Here is a 3,795-nt window from a genome sequence, read left to right as displayed (position 1 = left end):
CCTGGCCGCCTTCGCGCGGGACCTCGACGCCGCCCTCGCCGCCGGCGACGTGGCCGCCCTGCAGATCCGCCTGAAGCCGGCCGAAGACGCCGCCATCCTGGCCGCGGTCGAGGTCCTGGCCCCGGTCGCCCGGGCCCGCGGCGTGGCTGTGATCCTCAACGACCGGCCCGACCTCGCCGCCCGCTCCGGCTGCGACGGCGTCCACATCGGACAGTCGGACGGGGCGCTGGCCGAGGCCCGGCGCCTCATGGGCCCGGACGCGATGATCGGCGTCACCTGCCACGACAGCCGCGAACTGGCCATGGAGGCGGCCGAGGCCGGGGCCGACTACGTCGCCTTCGGGGCCTTCTTCCCGACCGACACCAAGGACACCCTTCACCGGCCGGACCCGGAGATCCTGACCATATGGCAGGAGACGGTCGAGATTCCCTGCGTCGCCATCGGCGGGATCACGCCCGCCACCGCCGGCGGCCTGGCCCGGGCCGGCGCCGATTTCGTGGCGGTCAGCGCGGCCGTCTGGAACGATCCCGAGGGCCCCGCCGCCGCAGTCGGCGCTTTCAACCGGGCGCTGACCGCAAACGCCTGACCTTCAGGGGATATTAGGAAGCGGCGGGGTAAGGAAACGGCAAGACAAGGCCGCATCCCCGGGACCCCCATGCTCATGAGCCGCGCGCTCGATCCGTCCGAACCGGTTCCGGCCCCCGAGGTCGCTCCGGCCCCGCGCGCCGATCCTCCGGTCGCCGTCAACAGCGCCATGGCCTTCTTCCGCGAGCCCCTGGCGCCGATCTTCACCGCCGTGGCCGTGTTGATTCTGGTGGTCCTGGCCATCCAGTTCGCCCGGACGTCCGGTCTCGTCGCCGGCCTCTGGGCCGCTGGCGGGGTCGGCACGGCCGTGTGGCTCAGGAATGCCCGCGGACCGCTGTATGATCTCTGTTTCGGCGGACTGCTGGCCACCGGAATCGCGGCGGGCGAGCTGCTGGCGGGCAACAACTACGGCCTGACCGCCCTGTTCACGGTCACCAACATGATCGAGATCACGGCCGCCGTCCTGCTGGCGCGCCGGTTCGCGCCGACGCTCAACCTGGCGACCGTCGAGGGGGCCTGCCGCTTCCTGCTGAGCGCGGCGGTGTTCGCGCCGATTCCGGCCGCGGCCCTCACCGCCGCCGGCCTCTACCTGATCAACGGGGCCGACCCGCTCTATACCTTCCAGACCTGGTGGTTCGGCCACGCCCTCGGCATCGCCGTGATCGGCGCCTTCGGGCTGTCGCTGACCCGGCGCCACGTCGTCGCCCTGCGCAAGCCCTTCCGCGCGGCCGAGGCGGTCGTGCTGCTGGCCCTGCTGGTCGCCGTCTGCGCGGGGGTCTTCTTCCAGTCCCGGGTGCAGGTCGGCTTCGTCGTCATTCCGCTGCTGATCCTGTTCGCGGCCCGGTTCCGGGTGCTCGGCGTCGCCACCGCCCTGGTGATCGTGGCCATCTCCGCCGTCGGCGGGGCCATGCTCGGCCGCGGCCCGTTCATCTCGGCCGGACCGGAGCTGGCCGACCAGGCCCTGCTGGCCCAGTTGATGGTGCTGTTCGGCTGCCTGCCGATCCTGCTGGTCGCCTCCCTGCTGGAGGAGCGCGACCGCCTGTCGGATCGCGCCAAGGCCGGTCAGTCGCGCGCCGAGCGGGCCTCGGAGGCCAAGTCGCGCCTCCTCGCCAACGTCGCCCACGAGATCAAGAGCCCCGTCGGCGGGGTCATCGGCATCGGCGAACTGTGGAAGACCGGACAGCTGGGGGCGATCACGCCCACCCAGGCCGAGATGGCCGAGATGCTGGTCAAGACCGCCCGCCAGGTCGAGGCGCTGGCCCATGATCTGCTCGATGTGGCTCGCGCCGAGTCCGGCGCCGTCAAGGTCGAGCTGCGTCCCACCGACGTCCCGGGCGTGCTTGAGGACGTCCGCCGCGCCACCGCCCTGCGCCCCGAGGCGAAGGACATTCGCCTCCACGTGGTCAGCGAGGGCGACGGACTGATCGCCCTGGCCGACTCCCAGCGCCTGACCCAGGTCATCGCCAACCTCGCCTCCAATGCGGTGAAGTACGGCGGGGCCGGCGGCCTGGTCGTCTTCCGCGCCAGCAAGGTCTACGACGGCGTCCGCATCGAGGTCATCGACCGCGGGCCCGGCCTGTCGCCCGAGAAGCAGGCGCAGCTGTTCGAACCCTTCAACCGCCTCGGACTCGAGCGGTCGACGGTCGAGGGGCACGGCATCGGCCTGGCCCTCGCCAAACGGCTGGTCGAGCTGCAGGGCGGCTCGATCGGCGTCGTCTCGACGCCCGGACAGGGCGCGGCCTTCTGGGTCGAACTCCCCGCCGCCTGACCGTCCCTCCGCCGGTGTGGCGTTCTGTCCTGCGTCGCTCGGCGCATCGACGCGAAGCCGCCCAGGGTATAGTCAGGGCGGGGTCAGAACCGGTCAAAGGAGTCTGCCGTGGAATTCGACGCGCTGCTGCTGTCGCGCCTGCAGTTCGCCTTCACCATCGCCTTCCACATCCTGTTTCCGGCCTTCACCATCGGGCTGGCGGCCTTCCTGGCCGTGCTGGAAGGACTCTGGCTCACGACGAAGCGCGAGGCCTTCAAGACCCTCTATCTGTTCTGGGTGAAGGTCTTCGCCATCAGCTTCGGCATGGGCGTCGTCTCCGGCATCGTGCTCAGCTACCAGTTCGGCACCAACTGGTCGGAGTTCATCCGCCTGACCGGCGGCGTCATCGGCCCGCTGCTGGCCTATGAGGTGCTGACCGCCTTCTTCCTCGAGGCCTCCTTCCTCGGCGTCATGCTGTTCGGCTGGAAGAAGGTCGGCCCCCGGCTGCATTTCCTCGCCACCGTCCTCGTCGCCGTCGGCACCAGCATTTCGGCCTTCTGGATCCTGTCGGCCAACAGCTGGATGCAGACGCCGCAGGGCTTCGAGATCATGGCCGACGGCCGCTTCGTCGCCACCAGCTTCATGGAGGTGATCTTCAACCCCAGCTTCCCGTCGCGCCTGGCGCATATGCTGATGGCCGCCTTCCTGACAACGGCGCTGGTGGTCGGCGGGGCGTCGGCCTGGCAGCTGCTGCGCAATCGCGACCAGCGGGAAAGCCGCATCGCCCTGACCATGGCGGTCGGCCTGCTGGCGGTGGTCGCGCCCCTGCAGTTGCTGGCCGGCCATGAATCCGGCCTCGTCGCCAAGGAGCATCAACCGCAAAAGCTGGCGGCGATGGAAGGCTATTGGGAGACCCGGGCCGATCATCCGCTGATCCTGTTCGCCATCCCCGACCGCGCGACCCAATCCAACCATTTCGAACTCGGCGTGCCCGGAGCCGGCGTCCTCGTCGCCCCGCCCGGCGAGGTGGTGACCGGGCTCGACGCCGTGGCGCCCGAGGATCAGCCCCCGGTCTTCCTCGTCTTCTGGAGTTTCCGGATCATGGTCGGCCTCGGCCTGCTGATGATCGGCCTGGGCCTGTGGGGCGCCTGGCTGGTCTGGCGCAAACGGCTGACCGACAATCGCTGGTTCCTGCGTTTCGCCGTGGCCATGGGGCCGGCCGGCTTTGTGGCCGTCATCGCCGGCTGGATCGTCACCGAGGTCGGTCGCCAGCCGTGGGTGGTCCAGGGCGTGCTGCGCACCGCCGATGCCGTTTCGCCCGTGACCGCCGGCTCGGTGATGACCTCCCTGCTGATCTACATCACCGTCTACGCCATCGTCTTCGTGGCGGGCGCGATCTAAATCCAGGCTTCTGCCTCAGGTATTGTTGCTGCACGGGAAATAGCGAGAAGGATGCGCGCATG

General features: G+C 70.0%; 3 protein-coding genes. All 3 read left to right on the top strand.

The window, feature by feature from the left end:
* Position 1: 1 nt before the first annotated feature.
* The 3 genes from thiE to RDU12_RS13680 all read left to right on the top strand — a co-directional run bounded on the left by thiE (position 2) and on the right by RDU12_RS13680 (position 3,733).
* The gene (gene thiE / locus RDU12_RS13690) at positions 2-586 is read left to right on the top strand and encodes a thiamine phosphate synthase (RefSeq protein ID WP_308685170.1); all 585 of its coding nucleotides are present in this window, start codon (positions 2-4) and stop codon (positions 584-586) included.
* A 75-nt stretch (positions 587-661) separates the two neighbouring features.
* Positions 662-2,353, top strand: coding sequence for a sensor histidine kinase (locus RDU12_RS13685; protein WP_300290703.1), 1,692 nt, complete (start codon positions 662-664; stop codon positions 2,351-2,353).
* A 108-nt stretch (positions 2,354-2,461) separates the two neighbouring features.
* A complete protein-coding gene (locus tag RDU12_RS13680) occupies positions 2,462-3,733 on the top strand; it encodes a cytochrome ubiquinol oxidase subunit I (RefSeq protein ID WP_308685168.1) in 1,272 nt (423 codons plus the stop codon).
* The last annotated feature ends 62 nt before the right edge of the window (positions 3,734-3,795 follow it).

Source organism: Brevundimonas sp. (assembly GCF_031082345.1).
Taxonomy (GTDB): domain Bacteria; phylum Pseudomonadota; class Alphaproteobacteria; order Caulobacterales; family Caulobacteraceae; genus Brevundimonas.
The sequence above is the reverse complement of the archived record's forward strand: the minus strand, read 5'-3'. Positions and strand labels throughout refer to the sequence as shown.

What these genes read in the sequence shown, in the direction of transcription:
- RDU12_RS13685 (WP_300290703.1), top strand. Translation starts at nt 662, where the DNA reads ATGAGCCGCGCGCTCGATCCGTCCGAACCGGTTCCGGCCCCCGAGGTC.